Genomic DNA, 24,663 nt, shown 5'->3' with positions numbered 1-24,663 from the left:
CAGACTGACAGGCAGGTAGTATGCTGGCTATATCCCATAGCTGTTGTTACTTTTTGTACCGATCCCCCAGTGACATGCGCTTCGGGATCTACTCTCGTGCTGGCCTGGTTGGCAGTGAGCTAGGCCGTGATTCGCTGAGATGTTTTTGTTTTCTGGGCAAGCGTGGTAATCAAGTTCGTTGGCTACAATGGGACAGGGACGGATTTGCTCTTTACATCAAAAGACTGGAGCGGGGCACTTTTGAACGGTCTGCCGCTGCGGTGGCCGACGGGCGATAAGCCAGCCATTACAAGCCATTAGCTGACCCTGCTCATGGAGGGGGTAACGCTGAAAACAGTGCGCCTACGCAAGCGTTACAGCGCCTTAAAAACAGCGTAAAAACAGACTAAGTTTTAGTATTAAAAAGTGCCTATAAATAGCTGAAATGCCGTTTTAGATGCATGGAAAACACAGCGACAGGCCCGGTCGGAGACTACAAAAAACTCTACGAAGAATCGCTGTTGATCATCTCCAAAAAAAGAGGAAGAACACCTCCAAATTGTCTCTTCTAAAGACAAGCAGATCACCCAGCTTCGTTTTGAGTTGGATAAATTCCCCCGATACCTTTTTGGCAAGAAGAGCGAAAAGCTTCCAGTGCAGGATGCTGACCTTTCTCAAATGAACCTCTTTGACCTGGGCACCACACAGGAGCAACAAGAGGGGCATTCCGGACAGGCAGTAGTTGTTGCTTAAAAGAAAGCCCCAAAGAAGCGAGCCAAGGGAACAGGCCGTATGCCATTGCCTGAAAACCTGCGTATGGAAACCATCGTCATTGAGCCATCAGAAGTTGTAAGTGGCTGTGTTAAAATAGGTGAAGAGGTCCCCGAGGTGCTTGACCTTGTCCCTGCAGAGTTTTATGTAAAGCGTTATGTACGCCCTAAATATGCCAGTCCAAACGGCCAAGGCATTGCATTAGGCCAGATTCCAGACCGGGTGGTTGAGAAAGGCATCTCTTCAGACCGGGTTATTGCTCAGATGATCCTTGATAAATACGTATACGGCTTACACCTTCACCGCCAGATAGACAAATACCTCAGACTGGGGGTCAATATCCCAGCTTCTACAGCTTCCGACTGGATGATGAAAGGGTGGAAGCATTTGGCTCCGATCTAGGAGCGAATCAAGCTACTGGCGATCAACCAGAAATATCTACAGGTAGATGAGGCATCTATTAAGGTGCAAGGGTAAGCAGGACAAAAACGGCATCCACAAAGGGTCCATGTGGGTCTATATTGCTCCTGCCGAAAAATTGGTGTTGTTTGATTACCAGAAAGGCCGTGACAGAAGCGGCCCCAAAGTGGTGCTGGCCGGATATTCAGCCGTTATTCAAACTGATGGTTTTTGGGGGTATGAAAGCTTGTACAGCAATCATGCTCAGGTTATGTTAGAGTATCGCATGGCTCATGGCCGACGTAAGTTGTTGGGGGACGCCCAGTCATGCGCTGAGCTTATGAGCCAACTCTATAAACTAGAACAGAGCATGCGTGATGAAAGCCTCCCTTGGGGCAACGCACAGAGCGGAGGCAGCAAGAGGCTGTCCCAGTGCTCAACAAAATTGAAGAGCGGACGAAAGGGCATGAGCAAACCATTTTGCCCAGCAGCCCGTTAGGCCAAGCCATCGCCTACAGTTTGTCCAGATGGAAAGGCTTATCTGCCTATGCACAACATGGGCAAATAGAGATTGAAACAATCTTGTGGAAATTGCCATCAGAGCAGTGGCGGTAGGCAGAAAGAATTATCTATTCGCTGAATCACATGATGCTGCCGATATGACCGCTGCCATGTATTCCTTTATGACCACCTGCAAGAGGAATGCGATCAACGAATTGCTATGGCTCACCGATGTGCTCGAAAGAATTCAGTCGCAAAAGCAAAAGAACCTCTACCAGCTCCTGCCTAATATCTGGGAAATGTACAAACCCACCCAGTCAGCATAGCTAATGGGTTTACTGGACGGATACGTTGGACTAAATTTATTTGCTGTGGGTAGCTGAGATACTAGTATTACTAACCCCGCCCTCAAATACGCACAAACAACCTCCAGCAACCCACAGGCATCGGTTTCGATTGCCTTTTGTAACGGATGGTAGTCAAAAAATGCAAACAAGCTCAAATTCTTGCGGTGTGGCTATAGATTTCCAAAAACCATATCATTATACCTGTCTAGCACTTCGCTACCAAAGGAATCAAGATAGGTCTGAGTCTGCTGCTCTGTCGCATGACCGAGGCCTTCTTGAATACCTGCAGTAGGTATGCCTTTTCTTTTGCTGAGCGTTGCCCAAGTATGGCGGGCGGAGTAAATAGTGAAAGTTTTTATCTCAAGTTGGCCTGCTAATTCCTTTAAGGTCTTATTTAGCTTTCTTCTTCTGTTCTCAATCTTTAGAGGTATCCGGTTGCCTTCATCCTCCGGCTTAAGGATGGGAAATAGGTACTGATTTGATTTGTAATTAAGGTCGCCATTCAGGTTTTGAAGAATCTGCCTGACTTGCGGAATAACCTTAACACTAAATGGCTTGCCTGTTTTGTGCCTTTTATAATTAATGCGCTCAAAATCTCCTTCTATATCGCTAATTTTCATTAGGGCCATGTCCATCCAGTTCACACCTCTTAAATAGATACTAGCCAAATAGAAGTCCCGAGCTTTCGAAAGGGCACTCCCTTTTTTAAGATTAGCGCCAATGATCGTTTTCAAATCCTCTTCCTGGAGTGCTCTGCGAAATGGCTCTGATTTCCGGATAGTATATTGCTTAAAAGGATAAAGTTCCTCTTTCACAATACCATGCTTTATCGCCTTATTGAAAATTGCTCTGAGTGTTCTCATGTAAACTCCCAATGAGCCCCTGTTGGAACCTGCTGCCAAGTGGGTCTTCTCAAGATTTCTCAAAAATGCATAGTTGATGTCTGCAAAATGCAACGCACTCTTGCTTCCGTGAAATTTGATGAGTTTGTTCTTCAGGTCTCGCAAAGTTCTCGCTGTTCCCACTCTCCCCTCCTCAATCAGACTTTGCATCTCCATGTCAATAAAGGATAAAACAGTGTATGTCTCACTAGGCTTTGCATAAACAAGCTCCTTGATATCAACAGCCCTCAGCCCGTGAAGCTTTCCGGCTGTCTCAAGCCCAACAATCTTATCCATTAGCTCTGCTTTGTCCTTGGCCAGCTTATTATTGAATCTTGTCGTGTTAGTCAGCGTTGTGGAGGTGCTTCGCACAATCTCCTTTTTTTGATCCCACTCTTCTTTAGTTAAGTGAAACCCTGTGGGAATAAAGGAGTCGGACCTGTTATAAATTATCCTTAGTCGAAGCTGGTACTTTCCGCTCTTGAGTTTGGTTCGTGTATCAATACTATACCTTAATGTGATTGCCATATTTTTTCGCCAACATTTCGCCAACAATTTATGATTTCATTTGGAAAGAAGAAAGTAAAATATTGGTTTTAATAGAAATTAGAAGGAATTTATATCCAGATGAAATCATAAAATACCTGACTCATAATCAGGTGGTCCCTGGTTCGAGCCCAGGTGGGCCCACTAAATTTAGAAACGAAAGCACTTCTTCATTGAGAGGTGCTTTTCTTGTTTTGTACATTACTCTGGGCGAGAAGTCTATCCGCCCACCGGCGGAAGCCCAGGTGGGCCCACTAAATTTAGAAACGAAAGCACTTCTTCATTGAGAGGTGCTTTTCTTGTTTTGTACATTACTCTGGGCGAGAAGTCTATCCGCCCACCTGCGGAAGCCCAGGTGGGCCCTCCGCTGATAATCAAGCACTTACAGATGAAAATCGTAAGTGCTTTTTTATTGTCGCTATCAATGTGCTAACAATTGGGGGATTTTGGGTCGTCCGAGCACCTGACTACAGTTCCCAAAATTATTCCAAGGTGTAGGTCAGACCCCCACGTTGTGAAGGCTTACCAACCTTTCGCCACCTCCCTCAAGGTTCCCAACAGCTTAGACCATTCATGGTCTCCAATAATTCAAAAGCATCCTTATCTCCTCAAGTCTGCCAATGACCGCTCCAATCACGGCATTTTCTCTGAGTCAAATTCACCTACAAAAATAACTCAGCGATATGGAGGTGTACTTGGCTAATCCCAGGTAGAAATAGTCCCATTGGCACACAATCGGCATAACACCAAATGACACATGTAATATTTTCCTTACTTTTCTAATAAAAAAAACAAATGGTAGTTGACCCAGAGATTGAACAATACCAACGGTAGTTAGTTGTCTAGTACAAAATGTAGTATTTACACGAAAAACTATGCCTCAACCGCCTCTCCAGAGCCTTTTACCTCCTACCGCCATCAAAAATCAATTAGATGTACTTTTTTTTAAGGAAATTCGACGAATACCGAGTATTCTTCTACCAAATATTCCTGCGCTGTATTAGAATTGTCTAATTTTGAATACAGTATTATAAACTTACTCTCTTATTCCACTTTTGATACCATTTCCTATTTAAGTAAGTCATTCTAGCCTCTATGAGAAATGTTTTTGTTGCTGCCGCCTTCCTTTCATTGTTTGGCGCATTTTCCAATACCTACGCCCAAACCGGCCCGGCGGGCATTGGTAGTGGCGATGGCTCAGTTGCTCCACGAAATGTATTATGGTTAAAAGCAGACGCAGGCGTTACCCAGTCGAGCGGTAAAGTAAGCGCATGGGCTGACCAGTCTGGCAACGGTCTCAATGCTGCCCAGGCGAATGGCACATGGCAACCAACCTATACTGCAAGCAATGCCAACCTGAATAACAAGCCTTCCATTAACTTCGGGCCAACGGGCACCACCAACTATCATTTGGCGGTAAACGACAATTCACTGCTGGATTGGTCGTCGGCTATGAGCTTCTTTCTAGTAATAAGAACTGAAAACAGCGGCGTCCAGGGAATTTTAAACAAAAGAACTGGCGTTGGAGCCAATCAGTCTTACCGGCTATTTAGAAACTCCGGCAGCATCAGTGCCGATATCAGCGACGGCGGCACTTCCAATGTAAGCGTCACTGATAACACCAATTATGTTATCTCAACCACTTACGACCATACGCTTTCAGGAAATAAATTCTTCCTCAACAGAAACTCTGTAACAAGCAGTGGAACCAATGTAACTACTCCTTTGCCCGACAATGCATCACCATTATATATCGGAAATTTCAACCTGAGCGACAACCGAAGCTTTCCAGGTGATATTGCCGAAGTCATCATCTACAACGGAGCAGTAAGTGCGCCACAAAGGGTCATCGTCGAAAACATGCTTGGTCATAAATATGGGATCAACCTGACCACAAATGATATTTTTGGCAACCTGGGCACCTACAACACTTCTTACTTCACGCAATACAGAGGACTGGGAACAGTAGACAGCACGGTTAAGGTGACGTCGGCCACCTCCGACGCATTGCAGATTAGAGAAGTAAACAGTTCGCTGGACGCCGGAGAGTTTGTTGCTTTTGCTCACGATGGCACAGCACATGCCGATGGGCTTGCTACGCAAATTGGAGCTGGTGTTACTTCACGTTGGGCGAGAAGCTGGTACACAGAAGTAAGCCAGTCTGGTGTGGTCAACGGAGGCGGCGTTAATGCAGAGTTGCTTTTCGACTTTAGCGATGCCGGACTTACCTACTCAGGCAACCTCAACGAATATGTTCTGCTTTACAGAAGTGATGTCTCCGCTAATTTCACGAGCATATATGTGGACAAATACTCTCTTGAAAGCGGTGATAAAGTCGTAGTTTCTATTCCGGCCTCAAGGTTTAAATCGGGGTATTACACACTAGGGAAAGGAACTCAGCTCACATCTAAAACATGGTATGTGTTTCAGGACGGCGACTGGTCGAATTCAGCTACCTGGACGCTAGACGCCTCGACAGCACCTATCGTAAAGAACCCCGGCAACAACATCCCCGGCGCCGAGGACGACGTGATTATCAGATCGGGCAGAACGGTGACCATTCAGCCAGCCACAAATAACATAACCGTCAATTCTATGGAAGTGCGTGGCAACCTGTATCTTACAACTTCTACTGGTCACAACTTCAAAACGATAAACGGCAACGGTCAGATCAGGCTTCAGGGAAACGGCGGCACCGCCAACTTTCCAGCAGGTATCACATCAGGAAATATCGGCTTTTCTGACCCCGACAACGGCGGAACTTTGATAGTGGCAGGTGCCGGAGATATGACGCTTGCTGTTTCCAGGACCTTCAAGAACCTTCGGATCGACAAAACAGCGGCTACCGACAAAGTCATTCTCGCCTCCAACTACAGCCTTTACGGAACCCTCACCGTTAGAAACGGAAGGTTTCAGTTTGGCGACGGCACTACCACGGCCAGAAGCCTCACCGTTGGCGGCGACGTAATAGTGGAAGACAACGGCAGCACCAGGGTCGGAAGCATTGTTACTGCAAACGCCAACGCTACTCACTCATTTACCATTTCAGGCAACTTCACCAACGGAGGTCAGGCATATTTCACCAACCGGACAGACTTTGCTTCCGTGGCAGCCAGATACAGCCCATCGACAGCTTACTACACTACGGACGATGTAACAGGCAGGGTCAACACCTTTTTCAATAGCGCCACAAAAGATCAGACCGTCGATTGCAACAACCTTACCTATTTCTCAAGAATTGTTATCGACAAAGGAACAGACGAAACCTTCACACTTTCCATTCAAGCGCCAGACAGTGCCTATTTCCGATTGCTGGGAAGAGCCAATTACGATGTCAACTCGGATATAACTGCGGCAACCTCCAACCTGAACGCCTTCGCTCTTATCAAAGGAACCGTAAAATTGGGAGTTAACGTGGCAGTGCCTGTAATTAACACTACCGGAAATTATTCGATCCCGAGTACTACGAAGCTTCAGATTGATGGAGGTTTTGTCGCCAAAACGGGTGGAACTGCCATAGTGCCGTATGGTACGGTTGAAGTCACATCAGGAAAGCTAATAGCTTCTGTTGGAAGCGGCTTAACTCTGAGAGACGCCGGAAAGTTAAAAGTCGATGGTGGTACGGTTTATATGGCAGCGTTCAGAACATCGGTAAATGGTCTTTCTGCCCAGGGAACCTACGAGCAAAATGGCGGCACCGTCACCATCAATGGAGGCGGTTCAGTCAATGCCGACTACGCCTTGTTCTCTCTTACCTACACAGGCAACGTATTTGTAATGACCGGTGGCAATTTGATCGTTAACGGCAGAAACAATTTAGGTACTTCCAGCCTTAGAGGGAATATATTCATCAACTGCGACCCTGGTAATCAGGTGGTAACTGGCGGCACGGTCACTTTCCAATCCAACACAACCACAGAATACCGAGTCACATCCAGAGCTCCTTTCTACAATGTAAAAATGAGAGCTACGGCAGCTTCGGTGGGTAATATCGTCCTCATCGGCACCACATCAGGCACCGGAGGAGGCTTAGACGAACCATCTGTCGCTGGGCAGCCTCTCGTAGCACTCAACGATCTTGTGATCCACGGGTACAGCGACACTCATTACAACAACCCGCTGGGGGACTATCCAATTGTGTTTGCGCCGACTACATCTGCTATCAATGTTAATGATATCTATGTTGGCGGTTCCTTCTACGTTGGACGAAACTCGACCTATCAGGCTGTATTTGGCGGTGTTGCCCCTTACGATGGCATTGCAGACCTCCCAACAAATTTTAACACAACTTATTTCAATCAAACCATCGGCACTTCCGCCATCGACACTGTCTACTACGGAGTTACAGCCGGAACAGGACAGCTTGAAGCAGGCAGCGTAGTGCTCAACAGAACCAGCGGCAATGAGCTAAGGCTGGTCGCCAGAACCGGAAATTCCGGGAGTATCCGATTGGACGTCAATGGTAACATATCGGTGTTATCAGGAACAATGGATCAAAATGCCTATACGCTGAGGATTTGGGGTAGCATTACAAACAATGACCGCCTGGGGACTTATTTCAGTGCAGGCCCATACCCAACTGCTACAGGTACTCCAGACCTCGCACAGATTCGTTTCAGAGAAGACCCCCCAGTTACCATCACTACGACAGATGATGCGGTCTTTGGAAACATTAGATTCAACGTAGGGGCGGCTACTACTGTGGAATTGAATAGCGACGTTCTTTTCGAGAGAGTAGAATACCTCAACGGCAGAATCTATGTAAAAAACCACACCCTGACCATTGATGAGATATGGAACATCAACAATGGTGGCGGAAACTTTTTCAATAGTGACGTAGCCAACACAAGCGTCATTAGAGTTAACAACGAAGGCATCACAGGAAATATCCTCGTATTTACCGATGGAAACCCCAGCGACGGAGGGCTCAAACTCAAGGTAAAAGGCAACACAGTAACGGAGGATGTGACGTCAAGAATAAACAACACGTCCCCCATCACCTTTCCTGTTGGGTTTACGCTTGATGGCGGCACTACCTTCTACTCAAGACCAGCTCAAATGAAGGTGAAAGACTTTTCCGACGATGGCTATGTACAGATTAACGTAGTCTCAGGCGAACTGCAATTAACGGACCTTGCTGGCGGACAAATGCTTCAGCACTACTGGCGAGTGAGGCACTCTGATTTTACAACGGTGCCAAACGTAGCATTTCGCTTCTATTACAGGGCATCAAACAGCGTAATTGCTGGTGTGGACAGACCTAGCTTGGAACCTGCGGGCCTAGAAGAAAACTATGTGCCTGGCTATGTTCTTGATGAAACTCCGTTTACACGGGCCTACGAGTCCAACCCTGTAAGTGACCTGACAGACATCGTTACATCCGCCTACCAAAACACAAACCAAAACAATGCTACCCGGTACATCACTTTTAATGGAACAAGCACTGGAGGAGAGTTTTCTCAAGCTGGTTTCGTAGGATTCCCTCTGGCGAACGCCAATTTTACAACAGGCCAGGCAGCAAGGTTTGTCAATGCTCCATTGATCTATTACACGAAGGGTCGTGACCTGACAGGGAACCAACCACTCTGGACAACTGCCAATACGTGGACAAGAAATGACCAGCCAGGTTTCAACGCCGCCAATCCTCACTTGAGTACAAATCCGGATTCGCCTGATACACCTGGTGCAGGAGATATTGCTGTGATTGGCTTCTTTCCGTATGATGACCCTAAAACCACCTACCGAGGCTACTCGCATTCTGCAAGGGTCGACGGGGGCGACGTGGTTGCAGCCCGACTGATATTTATCCAAATGACCGATAATTTGGGCAACGCACCTGTCGTCAGAAAACCATTATCTCAGCTTGGTGGGTCTAACGATTTTCAGTTTAGACCAACGCTCACCTGGAATTCTACAGGTAATATTCTTGTCAATGTGGTAGAAGGTGAAGGAACCATCCGTGTCAGAGGTGGCAGCACCAATCAGAATCAAAGGGATCCCAGCTTTGCAGCGGTTGATTTAGGCCTTTTCACAGCTCAAGATTCGTCTACGCTGTTGTATGAGGCATTTAACGACTACACCATCAACAATATTCCAGATGAAGTCCCTACCCTTTTTATCACCAACGACGGATGGGGAGCAAACAATCGTACTGTAACTATTGCTAAAAACTTCACAACTAATCAAAACCTGGAAATCAGTGGCAACTCCAATCTGGCATTAAGTAGTGCCTCCGGAGGAAATGCGACAGTCAATGCAAATCTATATTTACGACCATTGGTTGACGGTACTGGCGGAGGAGAACTTCGGCTGCCCAATACGGGAATCCCCTGGAACGTTACAGTAATTGGTGATGTTTACGTCGGAAATCCCACAGGGACTGCGGCAAGTGGTGGCAACGTGATCAGAGTTGCAAGCGGAGGCTCGGTTAATCACAACTTGTTCGTGGGCGGAGATATTGTCATAAATACTACCGGCAGCAATACAACAATTGCACCCAATGGCAATGGGTTGATTTTTGGAGGAAACGCTGAGTCAAATATTAAGCTCACGCTAAATGGGAGTCTTTCTGGCACATTCAACACAGTTAGTGGCGATGCACCACAACTGTACAGAATTACGCTAAATAAAAAGCTGAACAACGCAGCAGAATTTACATTCAACGACGGTTTCACACTTACTGGCCTGACCAATACCGCCGACAAGGCCATCGAAATCGTCAATGGCACTTTGGTACTTAACGATCCGTCAATCGACATAACACTTTCAAGCGGTGGTGGCAACTTCCTTCTGCCAAATTCGCTCAATACTGAGGCAACCTCCGGGTCTGGTGGCTTAGAAATCCAACAAGGTGTAGCCAGGGTAAACGGCGCCAACACTGGTATAATACTTGACGGGCCACTCGTTATCAGTGGCGGTTCACTGAACATGGATGGCGGTGTTGGAGTCAACAACTTTATAGAGTACTCGGCGTCTGGAAATGCATCTATTGAACTTTCCGCTGGCACTCTGACCGTGGGTTCTCAGGTACGAAGGAGTACCGCTTCAACTTCGGGTATTCTAAAGTACACGCAAACAGGAGGTGTAGCCGTATTTGGAAAGAACGCAGTTCCAACCGCCACAAGGGGAGTGTTTGAAGTGATCAACCCTGGCAGCGAGTTCAATCTCGATATTGACGAAGGCGCAGGAGAGTCTTTCACAGTAGTTCGCCACCTCAACTCAACATCAGTACCCACTGTTCGTCTTTCGCCAGCAGCAAGCAGTATAACCGACGGCTCAATAATAACGCTCGGAAATGCAGATACGCCTGCCTCGCAAACGAACTTCGGCATTTACTCCAGCATCAATCTTGAAACGCTGCGAATCGGGTCCGCCAACGTGACTGCTAAAATATACACAGCACCGCTTACCGTTGACAACCTGTCCATCACTACGGGGAGTACATTTAACGCCAATGGCCTGGATCTAACAGTAAATGAGGGCATTGTAAACGATGGTACATTTGTTTCAGCTGGCACGATTGCCAACAACCAAACGACTTTCTTCCCAACCTCTTCCACCGGAACGATATCGGGCTCTGGAACTACCACTTTTTGGAACCTTGAAAAGTCAGGATCTGGCTCACTTGTACTTGCAAAGTCCGTGACTGTTGCAAATAATGCCGACATCCTGGCTGGCACGCTGAACACTTCCACTTACGCCTTCAACATTAAGAAGGATCTACTCCACGACGCCACACATATAAGCGCAGCAGCAGGGCCTGGAATAGTTTTCAACGGAACAGAGAAACAAAACCTTGGCAGGTCTTCGTCAGGACTAAGCTATTTTGGTGTTGTAAACCTTAATAACGCAGCAGGGCTGATCATCACCGATACTGACGAAAACTTTCAGGTTGACCAAAAGCTCGTTCTCACCACCGGAGTACTTGATATCGGAGGTAACCTTCTTATCATTCCTGAGACCTCAACCATAGAAAATGGAAGCGGTGGAAAAGCCTATACAGACTTTAACGTACACAGGATGATTCAGACCAACAGCTCCATTAAGGACTTTGGCTTGAGGAAGATTTTTCCAACAATTACAGCAGGCAACTCCACTTTCACCTTTCCAGTCGGTCTTACATCATATACGCCAGCTGTGATAACGGTGAACGATATTTCAGCCAGCTATATTACCCTCAGGCCGGTTGCGGATTTGGCCCCGATTGCCGAGGATGCAGAAACGGCTGGAGCCTGCACCGATCCCGAGATAGTTGACTCCGACAACGTGCTGCAATACTATTGGATTATCAAATCGAGTGGCGTAACAGGCCTCAATGGCACGCTGGAAATGTATTATGACGCAGCCGACTTTTCGGTAACCGCCCCCTATACAGTAGCCAATTACGGGCCTGCAAGACTTTATAACCTTGGATCATTCTGGGACAAAGTATTTACGGAGTCTGAATTTGACGAAAACAATTTGAGAATCGCCTACCCTCTCAATTCCAATACTGACGGAACCCTTGAGGGTATATATACTGCTGGTGTGACCTTACAGAACAATGGCTCCTCATTGCTCTGCGGAGCCGCCATACCTGATATGGTTCCGACTTTTACAACTTACGAGCTGGCTTCGTCTGGCAATTATTACAGCGACGCCTCCTACCAGGAAGGGACGTCACCAGCCCCTGGCTCCTCGTCAGATATTGTCGTTAAGTCTGGCTACACCCTGGTTCTGAATTCCAATAATATCCGGATCAGAAAAACGACAATTGAGGCGGGTGCAACGCTGGAAATTGCCTCAGGTTTTTCCAACCACAACCTCGGCTTTGTAACCGGTGCCGGCACCTTAAAGCTCACTTCCAATGGTAGCTCTGTGGCATTCCCGACAGGAGACTATGAGGAATTCTTTCCGGATGCCAACTGCAGCGGTGGAGGTGGTCTTGAGTTCGCTGGCAACGGCTCTTATGCCGTGCTTAATGACATACCAAATGTCAGAAGGCTGGTTTTTTCTGGCGCTGGTGACAGAACTGTACCCAATAACAATACGCTTAAAGTGTGTGAAGATCTGGAGATACTGGGGACAGTTAAAGTGGTGGTTCCGGATGGCAATAATTCGACCTCAGTGTATGGAAACATATACAAGTCTGACGTTTCAAGCTTCGACAATGGTGGTGGGGCAAGCAAAATAGTACTGAGAGGCCCTGCTGCCCAGAGTGTGTCAGGCAATTTCACTGGAACCAATGCATTTAATAACCTTGAAATCAATAATGCAAATGGCGTCACCATTGTCAACAACGCCGACGCCTCCAGGGGAATTAGTACCAATGCAGATGTGGATGTAGATGGGCAGCTTATCTTCACAAATGGGCTCATAACTACCAATACCGACAATACGCTGAGACTAACGCTTAATGGCACATTGTCTGGGTTTAGCTCAGCCAGGTACGTGAACGGGCCGTTTGTAAGAGTATTGCCGCCAAATGTTTCGTCGTATACCTTTCCTGTGGGTAAGGGATCCAGAAGCGGTGAAATGCAAATCAAGGCCCCAACTGGTTATGTAGGCACAAAGGACTGGATTGTTGAATATTACAACGGAGGAGCGTCTGCCATTGGCCCCGTGACAGCAGTTGACCCTGCCGACGGTATTGTGAAAGTGAGCGAGAATGAATACTGGATGATCAGTGTACCCTCCCCGGCGAGCTCAAGTGTAAAGCTAAGTTGGAACAGCGGGTCGGACGTTCAAAGCACCATTGCCAACCTTCGAATGGCATTTTGGTCTGGAACCCTTTGGGACATGATCACCACCACAAGCGCTCCGAGTGGCACGCCAACAGGAGGCTCAATGACTGCCGGCCCCTTAGTTACAGTACGAAGTTCGTGACTTTTGGCACGACCGACGAAGACACAACCCCGCTCCCAGTCGAATTTTTAAGCTTTAGCGCTACTGAGCTAAATGGCGTTGCGATACTTGACTGGGCCACAGGCTCAGAAACTAACAATGATTTGTTCGAAATTGAGCGCTCTGAGGATGGCATGGTGTATCAGAAAATTGGCGAAGTAAACGGCGCTGGCACCACGAACGACAGGCAGGATTATGCGTTCACTGACTTCCAGCCATTCTGGGGAACATCCTACTACAGGATCAGGCAAATTGACTTTGATGGCCAGTATGATTACAGCAAGATTGCCTCCATCAGGATTCAGAAGGAGGCTCCTTCCATCAATGCCTACCCCAACCCAATCCAGTCGGATATCAATGTCGCTGCCAGGGGTCTTGAGAAAAACTCGCCGGTATTCTATTATATGACCGACCTCAATGGAGCTTTGATCGTGCGAGGCGAAGGGTTAGCCGACAGACGTGGTGACTTTTTCAGTGCTATACTTCTGCCGGAAAATCTCAGTGCAGGCATTTACGTTTTAGTACTCGAATCGAAAAACCAAACGCAAAGATTCAAGCTGCTTAAGAAATAGCTAAAGGCTGTCTCAGTTGCCGAAAACGAGACAGCCTCTTTCTATATTTCAGTTTGGGCATCAATTATTCTGACAGCAATCCCAGTGCTTGATCGTATTCAAGTTTAGCGATTCTCACTTTGTAAAATGCCTGTAGCTGGTTCATTCTCGATTCTGTCAGGGCCAACTCAGCATCAGTCAACTCCAGCCTTGAACTGAGGCCGGATTGAAAGCGTTCATTTACCATTGCAAAGTTAATTTTGGCAGCCTCAACTGTTTTCGCATGAATTTCCAACTGTCTCAAGCCCTCCCTCAAGCTATTTTCGTGGGTGGCCACTTCAATCGCTGCTTTTTCCGATAAATCTTTCAGCGCTAGCTCGCCTTGTTGGAGCCTGATACTCGATTTACCCAATCTGGAATTTATTCTGTTCCCGGAAAAAATGGGCACATAGGCCTGAATACCTAAAAAAGATGTGCCCGGCCATCGGCTGAAGCTGAGGTCAAAAGACTGAGCCTGTAGTTGATAGGCACCCATCACCGTAACTGTCGGTAGTTTTTGAGCCTTCGTTTGACTCACTAAACTTCTGCTTATTTCGACACTCAGCTTTGCCTGCAGCAGGTCAGGTCTGCTGGCCGTCATTTCCGCTTCGCTAAGGGGTGCTGTGTCAAGGTACCTGATAGCGTCATCCAGCCCAAGTTTGTCAGTCAGCACGATGGTCTGTCCCACCTCCAGTCCAACTACTCTGGCCAGATGTAGAAGTGTTGTCTCATACTGGCTTTGAAGGTAAGAAATGGAGGACTTCAAATTTTCGACTGCAATAAAGCTTCGCAAGGTATCCACCTTCAAGCCCTTGCCTTGCCTGAAAAGTGATCGACTGTCTTCCAATGAGAGTATGTTACGCTCCAGGCTTTGATGACTTAGCTTAAGCGACTCGCTGATCAGCAAAGCCCGCAGGTAGCTGGCCGTTACGTCCGCAACCATTCTGGTCTTAAAGGCTCTGGTTTCCTGCTCCTGAAAAGCTTCGCTAAGCTTTGCCGTCCTCACCTGCCTGCGGGCAGATTCCAACAATAAAGGCTGCTGAAAAGCCAGGTAGGTATTCACTGCGTTTTTTCCTCCAACCGTTACATCTACTACGGGCTCGTTCTCATTGCCAACGAGAGCCCCAGGCATAAAAATCACCTGCCTGTCGAAATAATGTGTGTAACTCCCCTGTGCCGACAGAGTGGGCAACAATTCGCCCCTGGATTCCGACGTTTCCATTTTGGAGACCTTTTCCTCCAGCAACTGAACTTGCATGGCCTTGTTATTCGTCTTTGCGAGCACAAGTGCCTCACTCAGTGAGAGCTGTAGCTCCTGAGCTTTAGCGGGCAGCACGATGCCTAGCATCGCAATGGCCGCTATCAATGATCTATTATACTTTTTCATAAAATTAACTTTTTGAGATCACCATATTTGCCTCCGTCTCATCCACTACTTCCTTTCTCCTTTTACCTGAGGCGAGATAAGAATAGACCGCCGGGATGATGAACAAGGTGAGTATGCCAGCGAATATCAGCCCGCCTACTACTACAATCCCCAGTGATTGACGGCTATTATGGGTCATCGCAATGGGCAATGCACCAAAAATCATTGCGAGTGAAGTCATCAGAATGGGCCTGAATCGCTGCTCTGCGGCCTGAATGGCAGCGTCAAACTTTGACAGGCCAGTGTCCTTTAGGTGATTGGCAAACTCTACTATCAATATGCCATTCTTTGTTATGAGACCAATAAGCGTAATGATGCCGATTTGGCTAAATACATTGAGGCTTTGGCTAAACCAGTCCAAGCTCAAAAGCGCCCCGGTAATTGCCATTGGCACTGTCAGCATGATGATCAGGGGATCACGAAGACTTTCAAATTGCGCTGCCAGTATCATGTATATCAGCACCAGTGCCAGTATCAGTGTGTACGAAAGGCTTCCCTTACTTTCCACGTAATCACGAGATTGCCCGGCTAGCGTCGTTCTGAAATTATCGCCCAAAACCTCGGACTTAATCCGCTCCATTTCTTGTATTCCTTCACCCAGACTTACGCCAGGCGCCAGGCCAGCCGAAATGGTGGCTGAGGTGTATTGATCGTACCGGTAAATGGTAGCGGGGCTTATTCCATCCTCAATAGTCACCAGGTTGTCCAGCGAGATCATTTGCCCATGAGCAGACCTCACGTGGATTGCACGAAGGTCACTTATGTCGTTGCGGTTGATGCGCTCAACCTGACCAATTACTTCGTACTGTCGGTCATTTTTCATAAAGTACCCGTAGCGCTGACCGGAAAACGAAAGCTGCATGGCCCTTGCCACCTCCTCGATAGACACACCCATCATAGCGGCCTTCTGTCGATCAATATTAATTTTGAGCTCAGGCTTATTTATCTTAAGGTCGCTGTCAACGAACATTAGCTTACTGCTTTGTCTTGCCGCTGCCAGAAACTTAGGAAGTACACTGGCGACGCTGTCCAGATTAGATGTTTGCAGCACATATTGCACGGGCTGACCTCCGCCGTATCTGGTACCAATGGTAGGCGGCATATAGGGGAAAAGAAGGATGTTTCTAAATTGCCCTGAAGCCGCCCCATACTGATAATACAGTTCCTGGGCAGTAACACTTCTTTCCTTGGGATCTTTCAGATAAATACTCTGCACGGCCACGTTGATAGGTGCCGGAGCGGGAATAAATGAAATAGCCACCATAGAGTAGGTCTGATAGAGGCCTTCAGTATTGTCGTTGACATAATGACCTACTTCCTCCATATTCTCCTTCATGAAGTCGTACGAAACTCCTTCAGGTGCTATGGCAATGAGCATCATATTAGACCGGTCTTCCAAAGGCGCCAATTCTGATGGCAGCCTCTGCCCCAGCACATATATTACTACCCCACCTGCGATCAGGAAAATCCACGACAGCCACCTGAACTTCATAAAAGCTTTCAAGAGCGACGCATAACCTCCATTAAGGCTGAGGAAAAATGGCTCGGTAACTCTATGGAGCCAGTTAGGCTTCACATGCTGCTTCAGCAGGTAGGCGCTAAGCATAGGAGACAGGGTGAGTGCCACAAATGCCGACACGATCACCGATCCCGATACCACGATCGCAAATTCCTTAAAAAGCTGGCCACTTATGCCACCCATAAATACTATGGGCAAGAAAACTGCTGCCAGTGTGATGGTGGTAGAAATGATGGCAAAATAGATTTCTTTGGATCCAGCGAATGCTGCCTGAATAGGATTGGCTCCGTCTTCAATCTTTTTGTAGATGTTTTCAAGTACGACAATGGCATCGTCGACAACCAATCCTATAGCCAGCACCAAGCCCAAAAGTGTCAGGACATTGATAGAAAAACCTGCCAGGTACATAATGAAGAATGCCGAGAATATTGACACTGGAATGGCCAGCACCGGAATGATGGTAGACCTCCAATCACGCAGAAAAAGAAAGATAATGATGACAACCAAACCAAAAGCGATGAAGAGCGTCTCCACCACTTCTGCAATTGACTCACGAACTGGTTTGGTGAAATCAAACCCTACAATCAACTTGTAGTCAGCAGATATCTCTTTGCGCAATTCATCGAGGCGGCGGTAAAATTCATCCACAACTTCGATAGCATTTGCTCCTCTTTGTATTTGGATGGCAACGCCAACGCCCACTCTGTCTGCTTTGTTGGTACCGTTAATGATTGCATTGCGTTCATTCACTTCCCCAAGTTCTGCATAGCCAACGTCCTTCAGCTTTATCACTGAATTAGCAGTTTGCTTAATAATCATGTCATTGAATTCGTCGGAAGTAGTAAGACGTCCCAGGGTTCGGACACTCAACTCATTTTTCTTTCCCTCAATCCTTCCGGAGGGGAGGTCTATATTCTCTCGGTGCAAAGCCTGGCGAATGTCCTCTGGAGTTAAATTATAGGCTGTCAGCTTGATAGGGTCGAACCTTAGTCTCATGGCGTACTTATGCTCACCGACTATACTTACACTTTGAATGCCGGGGATAGACTGCATTCTTTCCTTGATAACTGTTGAAGCCAGATGGCTTACTTCCTTTATGTCTCTTGAATCACTCTCCACTTCAAGGAATGCCACCAGATTATCGGGGGAACTCGCTTTTTCAACAATTGGAGGGTCGACGTCCGAGGGCAGCTGGCTTTTTGACTTCGCCACTTTGTCACGCACATCGTTGAGGGCATCTTCAAGGTCTAGCTCTCTGTTGAATTCTATTGAAATGATGCTAACCTGCTCTCTGGACTCCGATGAAATAGTGCGAACGCCATTCGCTTCGGCTATAGATTCTTCTAAAGGCTTCGTGATTTTAGAAGCTATTACATCGGGGCTGGCCCCGGGGTAAAAGGTAACAACCGCAATAACTGGTGGCTCGGTTAACGGGAACTCACGTATCCCAAGATATCGCCACCCAACCATTCCCGCAATCACTATAAGGGCGGAAAACACACCTGCCAAAACAGGCTTTTTGATACTTAATGATGGTAAACTCATGGCTCCAATTATTTAGCAGTGACAACTTGTACGGGAGTACCATCACCGGTGCGAAGAATGTTGGAAACCAAGACTGAATCGCCATCGGCGAGACCTGCCGTAATCAGCGCATCGGACTCATTTCTGGAGAAAACGGTCACCGGGCTGAACCTGGCCACACCCTGCCTTACCACAAAGACACCAAATCCATTGGCCCCTGGAATGAGGGCTTGAGTGGGCAGAGTAAGGCCCTTTGAGTTTTCGTCAGTGACAGAAAAGTAAACCCTTGCCGACATCCCTGGCACTAGCTGATTGTCACGATTGTCGGCCACCGCCTGCACTGTTATACTTCTGCTGGAAGCGTCTATTCTTGATTCCGTCGCAATTATGCGAGCCGCTATGCTGGAACCACCGGTGGGTGCCTGGAATTGTATTGTCTTTCCACTTGTCACAAATGCAATGTATTTTTCAGGAACTGAAAATTGAATTTTAACGCTTCCTTGTTCCTGCAGGGCAACCAAAGGCATTCCTGGTGAAACCCAAGAACCAACTTCCACTTTACTGATTCCAATTTTCCCGGAGAAGGGGGCATGAATGGAGGTCTTGTCCAGCTCATTCTTCAGTAAGTCCTCCGTTGCCTGGAGCAACGCAAGTCTCGATTGCGCAACGTCGTATTCTTCCTGCCGTACCGCTTCACTTTTCAGCAGCTCAGCCAAGCGACCTTCGCTCAATTTTGCCAGGCCAAGTTCGGCCTGATTTTGCTTCAGTTTGGCAACAATTTCGCCGTCCTCCAGCTTGTACAGCAGCTGGCCTTTGTGTACTACGCTGCCTTCAGTAAAAGATACGGCAACGACTTTCCTGGATACTTCGCTGGCGATCATTACCTCACGAATAGCAACGACAGAGCCAGCAACGACTTCTTCCTGGGTGACAGCGGTTGATTTCACAACCTTGACATCCACTGGCAGTCGGCTAATGGGCGCACTGCCTTGATTTGAGTCATTGTCTGTACCTGAGGTGCAGGCGACAACAATCGCACCGATGATCAGGAAACTCAAATAGCTAAAAAATTCATTTGTTTTCATTTGTTTGAAGTTTGATTATGGATGTAAAAAACGGGAATCCAACACACCCTGATTTGCATTTAAACCGGAGCTATTTATAAAGTTTACTGAAAGCAAAAAGTCTGGCGTTCGGCCAGACTTTTTGTATTAAAAAATAAGAAAATTAGAAGGTGCCTTACTGTGGCCGTTGCTGCTTTATACCAAACACAGCGATCAAAATGCTAAGTCCACTGATGCATGCTGCTGCTTTAAATGCAGCCTGAAAACCAACATTCAGCGCTTCTGTAGTCACCCCCTCTTCGGCGGAGAAGTTGTTGGTAGTACCGATGGCGATGGCAGCGGCTATCGCCAACCCAATGGCTGACCCCACCTGATAAGTAGTGTTAACCAAGCCAGATGCCAGGCCCGACTCCTCAGGTTTTGCGCCCGATATTGATGCGATGGTGCCTGGAATATAGGCCAGTGACATACCAAGGGCTCCCAGCAAGGAGGCCCCAAGCACATCGGAGAGGTAATTCCCGTTTACTGGAACTTGCGAAAACCACAGCAGTGACCAAGTAAGTGCCACGAGCCCTGCAATCAATGGCTTTTTAAAGCCAAATTTTGCGATGAGCTTACCAGTGACACCCACCATAAGCACCATGATTACTATAGTCATTGGGAGTAAAGCCAAACCGGAAAAAAATGCAGTGTAGCCCAGCGACTGCTGTAAATAAAGATTAAGGTAAAACCACAGAGGTATCCATGCGCCAGCCATTAAGGCCATAATTAAATTGCCGCTTGAAAGATTTGGCGCTTTGAATATTGAAAGTGGCAACAATGGAGCCTGCACCCTTTTTTGTGCAAACACAAAAGCAATAAACAAAGCTAATGACGTTGCAAAGAGGCCAATGGTGTGCGTGGTCAGTAATCCATTCTTGTCGACCATAACTAACGAGTAAACCAGTACCATAGTGGCCAGCGTCACCAATACTGCCCCCAAATAATCTATTTTCCCCTTTCGTCTATTTCCGCTCACCAGAAGCATTGCTCCGGCAATCATGACGAAAATGCCCATGGGTATATTAATATAGAAGGTCCATCTCCACGAGGCATAGTCGGTGAGCACTCCTCCCAAAAATACACCCGCCGAGCCGCCAGCAGCAGCCGATGCTCCCCAGAACCCAAATGCTTTGGCCAGTTCTTTCGGGTCCGTAAAAATGGTCATTAGGAGAGAAAGAGCAGAAGGTGCTATCAAAGCTGCTCCAAGACCTTGCAGGGCTCTCCCAATATTCATCGAGGTTTCGGACCAGGCCAGCCCGGTAAGAAGCGAGGCAGCAGTAAGCACAGCAAACCCCCAAAGAAATACTTTTTTGGGGCCATAGAGGTCAGAAAGCTTTCCGCCCAAAAGAAGCACACCGCCAAAGATTATTACGTAGGCATTGAATATCCACGACAATTCAGAGGGCGTGTAATTCAATGCTTCCTGAATGGCCGGTAATGCCACACCAATAATGGACGTATCCATTATTACCATAAATTGTGCTGTGCACAAAATAGCCAAAGCGGCCCACCGATTGACTTTGAGCTCACTTGTTTTGATTGTTGTTGTGTCAGACATATTTTGAGTTGTTTATACAGGGACAAAGTTTCTCGAAATGCCTGACCTTCTTCTACATTTAAATGGGTTCGATTTATATAATTCCATGGCGGTCGGCAACCGGCGATTGGACTTGCCTGATGTGAGTGCAGGAAATCACTCGCCTTTCAGTAGCAGGTGGCGTTGAGCATTTCGGGTACTGCCTTGCGGAAAAAAGTAGGCGCATGGCCCTGGTGCTCTTTAAATTGATGGGACATATGATTCACGCTGCTATACCCCGTCATGTAAGCTATTTCCGTTGCCGACAAGGTGGAAGAAGTCAGCAGGATCTTTACCTTTTCTATCCTTGTTGAGATAAAATATTGCTCAAGGGTTATGCCTTCGTGTTCAGAAAACAGCTTACTGATAGAGCTGTAATTTAGCCCCAGCGACTCGGAAATTTGCTTTGAGAATTTCATTGGTGCGCCGTAATGATAATTTGACTCTAAAGCTTGATGAATCACAGACTTGACTTGCGATATTAGCTTATGTTGTCTGCTGGAAATAACCTGAAGGTCTGCTTCAGAGAGTATTTCCTCAAGCTGCGACTGCTCAGCAGGCGTAAGGCTTTTATTTATTGTTACACTCCCAAGGCTAATTTTCTGCACTACAAAACCCATTTGCTCAAGTTTCGTTTTCACAAAGAGGATGCAACGATCGCAGACCATGCCCTTTATTTGAATTTGGTACTTTTGCTCCATACCGAAATGCTTTTGGAACAAAGTACATGCTATGCATGCTGGGCGTCTTTACACAAATGCCGGAATGTGTTGTAGAATTCCTTTCTTCAGGATCGAAGCTCCTACTCAGATATATGATCCAGGGATTTCCGTTCCATATCAATCTCCCTGGATTTCTTTAGGGCGGAAGGGGTGAAACCAGTCATCTTTTTAAACTGTGCCGACAGGTGAGCCACACTGCTATAGCCAAGTTTGTCCGCAATCTCGCTGAGGGTGAGCTCATCATAAAACAACAACTCCTTCACTCTTTCAATTTTTTGCTTGATGATGTATTGCTCCAATGTGACTCCCTCAACAGACGAGAACAAGTTGCTTAGGTAATTGTAGTCAAAATGCAGGCTCTCCGAGAGCACAGTTGACCAATTGTATTTCCTTTCAGATGATTCCTTATTGTGGATGAATTGAATAATCAATGACTTCATCGACTCAATAAGCTTCGCCTTCCTGTCATCAATGCGCTCAAACCCCATGAGACTCAATGAAGCGTCGAGCCTGTCGAATTGCTCTTTTGAAAGTGACTCATTTTCCAATTCGACTTCGCCCAACACGATGCTTCGTACCTGCAGTTCTTGCTTCTCAAGCTCCTGCCCGATCATCAAGATGCAACGATTACAAACCATATTTTTGATGCTTATAACCATAGGCAACTGGCACTTATCCCTTTATAAAAATAAGTCAACACTGCGAATCACCATAAACTTGAGAGATTTTATTTCCTCAGCGTTCGCCAGTTGGTTATTTATTTCGAATAAAATTCTGGTGAGTGAACACGTGAAACTTAGCAGGCAATCCTCCAAATACTTACCCTCACACCACAGCCACCTTGGCACGCTGCCAAGATGAATTTTAGATATTTCAGCCACCATTTCCCTCCATTCTTTGCCAAAATTCATATTTCAGCCTAATTTCAGCCCCGCCTATTGGACACATACAATGGCTTGTTTTATGGGCTAAGTAAAGCCGCTTTTGCTACTCTGAAATTATAACCACTGATACATATGATGAAACGACTCGCATTCTCACTGACACTCTGGTTGGCTGCATACGCTGGCTGGGCTCAGGAAGGATACAAAACACTCCCGTTAAATGACCTGTCATCGTTCAAGGCTCAGGCCGGCAACTGGATGATAGTTGGCGATGTAATGATGGACAGAAACCTATCCATTCACCATGAGGCACCGCCTGTTGAAACAGGCAAAAAGAAGAAAAAGAGTAAGGCCGCACCTGAACCGGAGCATCCAGTAAAGTATACTTCCGGGCAGAGCATCCTCCTCAATTTCAACGGCGATCAGAAAAAAGACAACCTGGTCACAAACTGGACCCACGGAGACATTGAGCTGGAACTTGAGGTGATGATTCCCAAAGGATCCAACTCCGGCATCTACCTTCAAGGCAACTACGAAGTACAGCTCCTTGACAGCTGGGGGGTGAAAAATCCAGGCTTTGGAGACATTGGAGGTATTTATCGCAACTGGGAAAATGAGCCAACAAAGGCTTATGCCGGGAAGGCACCCCGGGTAAATGCTGCAAAAGCCCCTGGCCTGTGGCAAACAATTAAAATTTCTTTCCAGGCCCCCCGATTCAATGCTGCTGGTGAAAAGACAGAAAACGCCCGGTTCGTATTTGTGGAGCTAAATGGCGTACGAATTCATGACAACCTGGAAGTGCCACGCCTTACGGGCGGCCCGATTAATGACAAGGAAGTAGCAGAAGGCCCTTTGATGATCCAGGGAGACCATGGCCCGGTGGCTTTCAGAAACATCCGCTACAGATTGCTAAAGCCAGCTAACGTGGCGCTATCTGGTATCAACTACGAAGTTTTTGACGGGCATTTTGAAAGTGAAAAGGATTTCAAAGACCTGAAGCCGACTTCGATAGGCTCAACGGAACAACTCACCTGGGAAGTAGCGAAGAAGGACAATGAGTTTGCAGTAAAATATTACGGAGCACTGGAAATACCTGTGGAGGATACCTACAAGTTCAACACAAATACCGGCAATGCGATGAAGTTGGTCATTGATGGGCAAACGATTTCCAACTACTATGAGCGAGGTGGAAAGCCCGTAAAGCTTACAAAAGGTACCCATTCGGTTGAAATTACCTACTTTAAATATGTGAGCTGGGTGAGTCCAAACATGGGACTGTGGGTGGAAAGCTCCAACAGCTACCCTCAGGCATTGCACGCCTTTAGCTCTTTCCCTCCTGCCAGCAACGTAGCCTCTCCGATTATTGTCGAAACTGGCAATAGTCCAAGGCTGTTGAGAGCATTCCTTGACTACAATAGAGACAGAAGCCAAAGGCTTACGCATACCATCGCCGTTGGTGATCCTGCGGGCCTAAACTACATCTACGACATGAAAAGTGGCAGCGTAGTATGCCTTTGGAGAGGCGGTTTCATTGACGCAACACCGATGTGGCACGACAGAGGCGATGGCTCATTCAGGCCGATTGGGGTAGTAGAGTACCTGACCAGCAAGCCAACACTGGTATTGCCTGGACAAAGCAGTGCCAACTTTGAGCTCAACAAACTCCCTGATTTCAGAAGCAGTGGGTACACCCTTGATGGCGATGGCCTTCCAACCTTTCTCTATACTTACAGCGGGGCGAGCGTGAAAGATAAGAGCAAGCTGGTGGAAGAAGGAAAAGTGCTTCAAAGGGAAATATCTGTTGAAAATGCGCCGACAGGCAGCCAGGTCAGAATAGCCGAAGGCAGCCAGATTAGAAAACTGGATAATGGAGCCTATGCCATCGACGGCTTTGACTACTATATAGAGCTGAAATCAGCACAGGAGGCCACTATTGCTGACAAGGGCGCTACGAAAGAGCTCCTGGTGCCAGCAACTGGTTCGGTTGTTTATCAAATTGTTTGGTAATAA

15 protein-coding genes and 1 pseudogene are annotated in these 24,663 nt (G+C 47.1%); 9 read left to right on the top strand and 7 right to left on the bottom strand.

Features of this window, described 5'->3' with window-relative positions; all coding sequences use genetic code 11:
• Positions 1-20 precede the first annotated feature (20 nt).
• The 6 genes and pseudogenes from tnpB (at position 21) to ACMVP2_RS15855 (ending at position 1,976) form a co-directional block, all read left to right on the top strand.
• Positions 21-278, top strand: coding sequence for an IS66 family insertion sequence element accessory protein TnpB (gene tnpB / locus ACMVP2_RS15880; protein ID WP_339790163.1), 258 nt, complete (start codon positions 21-23; stop codon positions 276-278).
• Between the two features lie 304 nt (positions 279-582).
• Entirely contained in the window at positions 583-732 is a 150-nt protein-coding gene (locus ACMVP2_RS15875; RefSeq protein ID WP_339790166.1) for a hypothetical protein, read from the top strand.
• Positions 733-795: 63 nt separating this feature from the next.
• Complete coding sequence (locus tag ACMVP2_RS15870) at positions 796-1,152, top strand: transposase (protein ID WP_416864239.1); 357 nt, start codon at positions 796-798, stop codon at positions 1,150-1,152.
• Positions 1,153-1,198: 46 nt separating this feature from the next.
• Positions 1,199-1,648 carry an IS66 family transposase gene (locus ACMVP2_RS15865; protein ID WP_339790172.1) on the top strand — a complete coding sequence of 150 codons (450 nt, stop codon included), beginning with the start codon at positions 1,199-1,201 and terminating at the stop codon, positions 1,646-1,648.
• Positions 1,582-1,748 (top strand): annotated as a pseudogene (locus ACMVP2_RS15860) (IS66 family transposase); the annotation flags it as partial. The gene ACMVP2_RS15865 and the pseudogene ACMVP2_RS15860, both read left to right, overlap by 67 nt.
• Before the next feature lie 60 nt (positions 1,749-1,808).
• Positions 1,809-1,976, top strand: coding sequence for a transposase domain-containing protein (locus ACMVP2_RS15855; RefSeq protein ID WP_339815572.1), 168 nt, complete (start codon positions 1,809-1,811; stop codon positions 1,974-1,976).
• 191 nt (positions 1,977-2,167) lie between these two features.
• Here the strand turns inward: ACMVP2_RS15855 and ACMVP2_RS15850 are convergent, their stop codons facing one another.
• A complete protein-coding gene (locus tag ACMVP2_RS15850; RefSeq protein WP_339790175.1) occupies positions 2,168-3,406 on the bottom strand; it encodes a site-specific integrase in 1,239 nt (412 codons plus the stop codon).
• A 1,113-nt stretch (positions 3,407-4,519) separates the two neighbouring features.
• On the opposite strand from ACMVP2_RS15850, the gene ACMVP2_RS15845 reads away from it, so the two are divergent.
• Complete coding sequence (locus tag ACMVP2_RS15845) at positions 4,520-13,288, top strand: beta strand repeat-containing protein (protein ID WP_416864238.1); 8,769 nt, start codon at positions 4,520-4,522, stop codon at positions 13,286-13,288.
• Positions 13,285-13,878, top strand: a complete 594-nt coding sequence (locus tag ACMVP2_RS15840; RefSeq protein ID WP_416864237.1) for a T9SS type A sorting domain-containing protein — start codon at positions 13,285-13,287, stop codon at positions 13,876-13,878. The genes ACMVP2_RS15845 and ACMVP2_RS15840 overlap by 4 nt, the downstream gene beginning before the upstream one ends.
• A 64-nt stretch (positions 13,879-13,942) precedes the next feature.
• Here the strand turns inward: ACMVP2_RS15840 and ACMVP2_RS15835 are convergent, their stop codons facing one another.
• From ACMVP2_RS15835 to ACMVP2_RS15810, 6 genes are all read right to left on the bottom strand, one after another.
• Entirely contained in the window at positions 13,943-15,283 is a 1,341-nt protein-coding gene (locus ACMVP2_RS15835; RefSeq protein ID WP_416864236.1) for a TolC family protein, read from the bottom strand.
• A 4-nt stretch (positions 15,284-15,287) separates the two neighbouring features.
• Positions 15,288-18,386 (bottom strand): efflux RND transporter permease subunit, encoded by a 3,099-nt coding sequence (locus ACMVP2_RS15830; RefSeq protein WP_416864235.1) that lies wholly within the window; start codon positions 18,384-18,386, stop codon positions 15,288-15,290.
• An 8-nt stretch (positions 18,387-18,394) separates the two neighbouring features.
• A complete protein-coding gene (locus ACMVP2_RS15825; RefSeq protein ID WP_416864234.1) occupies positions 18,395-19,450 on the bottom strand; it encodes an efflux RND transporter periplasmic adaptor subunit in 1,056 nt (351 codons plus the stop codon).
• Between the two features lie 154 nt (positions 19,451-19,604).
• Positions 19,605-21,029 (bottom strand): MFS transporter, encoded by a 1,425-nt coding sequence (locus tag ACMVP2_RS15820; RefSeq protein WP_416864233.1) that lies wholly within the window; start codon positions 21,027-21,029, stop codon positions 19,605-19,607.
• A 146-nt stretch (positions 21,030-21,175) separates the two neighbouring features.
• A complete protein-coding gene (locus ACMVP2_RS15815; RefSeq protein WP_416864232.1) occupies positions 21,176-21,748 on the bottom strand; it encodes a helix-turn-helix domain-containing protein in 573 nt (190 codons plus the stop codon).
• A 101-nt stretch (positions 21,749-21,849) separates the two neighbouring features.
• Entirely contained in the window at positions 21,850-22,383 is a 534-nt protein-coding gene (locus ACMVP2_RS15810; RefSeq protein ID WP_416864231.1) for a helix-turn-helix domain-containing protein, read from the bottom strand.
• A gap of 402 nt (positions 22,384-22,785) precedes the next feature.
• Between ACMVP2_RS15810 and ACMVP2_RS15805 the strand changes: the two genes are divergently transcribed.
• Positions 22,786-24,660, top strand: a complete 1,875-nt coding sequence (locus tag ACMVP2_RS15805) for a family 16 glycoside hydrolase (RefSeq protein ID WP_416864230.1) — start codon at positions 22,786-22,788, stop codon at positions 24,658-24,660.
• Positions 24,661-24,663 lie beyond the last annotated feature (3 nt).

The sequence above is a fragment of the Imperialibacter sp. genome, from assembly GCF_048007035.1.
GTDB lineage: Bacteria > Bacteroidota > Bacteroidia > Cytophagales > Cyclobacteriaceae > Imperialibacter.
Note: the sequence above shows the minus strand (reverse complement) of the source record. Positions and strands in the feature narration are given on the sequence as shown.